This is a genomic window from Anaerosinus sp. (assembly GCF_965318445.1).
Genome location: NZ_CBDNNH010000022.1, coordinates 1 through 3,087 on the forward strand (window position 1 = coordinate 1; position 3,087 = coordinate 3,087).

At 29.5% G+C, this 3,087-nt stretch carries 2 protein-coding genes; both read left to right on the top strand.

Annotated elements, in window-relative coordinates:
- The first annotated feature begins 425 nt into the window (after positions 1 to 425).
- Positions 426 to 1,454: a DUF4917 family protein gene (locus ACWZFG_RS11055; protein ID WP_455577635.1), complete on the top strand. Its 1,029-nt coding sequence runs from the start codon at positions 426 to 428 to the stop codon at positions 1,452 to 1,454.
- Positions 1,455 to 2,210: 756 nt separating this feature from the next.
- A partial coding sequence (locus ACWZFG_RS11060) for a hypothetical protein (protein WP_455577636.1) occupies positions 2,211 to 3,087 on the top strand: 877 nt, incomplete at its 3' end.

Below are 3,087 nucleotides of genomic sequence, written 5' to 3' on the forward strand. Positions count from 1 at the left end.
ACCTTTGCCTCCTAGCAGGTATGCTTCAATTGAGCTCACTTTTCCTTCTATTGAAATCTTTCCTTTTCTGCCCATGAAAAATACTCCCTTCATAGAAACAGTTATATTATTTTAACTGTCTACTATAAAGGGAGCATATCAATTCGATGCAGGCTTTTTGTGTTTTGTGGAGAAATATGCAATTTTAAGAAATAGTCTGTAGTATAGAGGTGAGCGAATTATGCGAATTTTCCCAGGGATCTCTTGAATACCGAAAAGCGATGTATTATTATTTGGATTATTATTCTTCTAAGTTCATTTTTAATTGGTTATATATTGAGGATTGGACTTAGGATTTATTGCAATAAAATTAAATGATACAGAGATATAAATTTATTTATTATTGTATGGTATAATATGTATAAAAAGAAAATGTGGGTGAGTAAATGTCGGAAATTAAATTATTTAAAGATATATTCCCTGATTATAGCAGATTTGAAAATGCATCATTAATTTTGGGGAATGGCGCAAGCATTGCTTTTAACAATAAATTTAGTTACTCGTCATTATACGGTTATGCATGTTCGAATAAATTTATAGATGAGAAACAAGAAGAAATATTTGACCAATTGGAAACAACAGATTTTGAGTATGTATTAAGCAAATTGCAACAGGCTAAAATTATTAACAATATTTTAGATATAGATAAAAAAAAGATTGCAATTAATTATGATAATATTAAAAATGCGCTTATTAATTCTGTGAAAAATAGCCATGCTGAATATAATGAAATTGGATATTTTACTTTTGGTAATAATGAAATATTTAAATTTATACACTTATTTTCAAATGTAATTAATTTAAACTATGACTTAATATTATATTGGATTTTAAATTGCAATTCAGAAAATTTTCAATATGCAAGAGATTATTTTTGTGTTAAAAACGATTTTAATACGCTATTGGAATTTAGTTATGAATACGCGGAAAATAAAGACGATCAAGTTACTAAAATATTTTATCCTCACGGTAACTTATTATTTATATCTGATAATGGTTATGAAAGAAAAATAAGACTAACTAAGGAAGATAGACTATTGGAAGAAATATCCGAAAAATGGGAGCAAGGCTATACGCCACTTTTTGTTAGTGAAGGAGAGTCAAAACAAAAAATTGCTGCTATAAAGAGAAGTCCTTATTTAAATTATGTGTACGAATCTATATTGAATGACTTAGGGGAAACTATTGTAATATATGGTTGGGCAATGGGTAAATGTGATAAGCATATTATTGATAAAATTTTTAAAAACCTAAAAATTAGAAATGTAGTAATATCAATTTATAATAGGGGTGAAAATAATAATAACGAAATAATAACGTATTATGAGCAAACAATAAGAAACCTAAACAGAAATATAAATATACAATTTTTTGATAGTAAAAGTGCAGGGTGCTGGAATAATTCCGATATCTAAATTGCATTTGGGCACAAAATGGGCACAACGATAACAAAATTATACTTGATTAAACCAGTAAATACGTTGTAATATGATTGAATTAAATTTTTGTAAAAACCTCATAAAGTGCTGATTTTACTAGCTTTGCAGGGGTTTAAACTGAATCCTCCTAAGCAATAGGCCACAGGTTCGACTCCTGTCGATCGCACCATTAGAATAAATGAGTTTCGGAATTTACCGGAACTCTTTTTTTTATTGTTTTGGGCAAATAAGATTTTCTAAATAAACAGATTCGAATGGGTGCAGAGCATTTGTGCTCATTTTTTTATTGTATAAAAGCTTTAATAATAAATAGAAGGTCTTTTGATAAAACTGGTAAAACTACTTTGCGAGTGTATTTAGCCGTTGCATAGCCTTGCAATAGCAAGGTTTAAAGATGATTTTGTGGAGTTATGGTAAATATATCGGGGGGAAGAAGTGACGATTATAAGGGGGGACTAATAGTATCGAAAAGACGTATTTTTTTATATGTACAAAGGTTTAGATAATAAGTATAGGAAGACATGCGCCGGATGAAATAGAAAAGATGCAAGAAAATGAAAGGGCTAAATAGGCTCTTTTTTTTATCAAAATTTATATATTTACCTATTTAAAAATTACTTAATCAAGAATGTATACAAGTGAAAGACAGTAAACAGACGAAAAAGAAAACTGAATTAAGAGGTTTGTAGATTACCGGATTTCAAAAATACTTATAAAAGAGGAGAAATGAAAATGTTGTACAGATTAAATGATGAATTTACAAAAATTGAAGAAACAGAAGGGTTAATGCAAAATTTAAGTAAAGAGCAAAGTGTTGAACTTGTAACTTGCATTGAAAATCCGCAAAAAGATAGTGGTGTAGTATTACAGCCAAAAGAAAAATTAAAATTCACAGCAAAACCCGATGAATTTATTTATGCTAGATGCGTAGAAAATGGAGGGGTTATGGCAAATCTTAGTGTAGTAAATTTAGCTTTTGCTTTAAATGCTAATATAAAACATGATCATGATGATCGCTACTATACAGAAGCAGAAATTGATAAACTGCTTGCGCAGTTAGATTTTAATCAAATTAATGATTCTGAAATTTTAACAACTAAAACATGGTCAAGTGACAAAATTTCTAAGGTGCTTAATAAATATTATACAAAAGAAGAAATCGACAAGTTGTTGCAAGCCTTAAATTATTGTGAAATTGATGATAATGCTGTTGTAAGTAATAAAACATGGTCAAGTCAAAAAATTAGTTCTGGTTTTAATGAAAAAGCTGATAAAAATCATACACATAAAGAAATTATTGAAGAATTGAAAAGTGATATCGAAGAAGCAACAAAAAAAGCAGGATTACCAGTCGGATTTGAATACACAATTTCATATACTGAACTACAAGCGGGGCAATTATCTTTACTTGGTGGAAAATATCTCAAATCAACATATACTGACCTGTGGGCATGGGTACAAACACATCCAAGTCTAATCAAAACCGAAACTGAATGGCAAGCAATGAAAACTGCATCTGGTGGTCGTGCAGTACCGTTCTATGCAGATGTTGATGAACAATATTTTAGGGTGCCGTTGAATACAGTTTGGGTAAAAGGTGCAAGTAGTG

What these genes read in the sequence shown, in the direction of transcription:
- ACWZFG_RS11055 (WP_455577635.1), top strand. Translation starts at nt 426, where the DNA reads ATGTCGGAAATTAAATTATTTAAAGATATATTCCCTGATTATAGCAGA.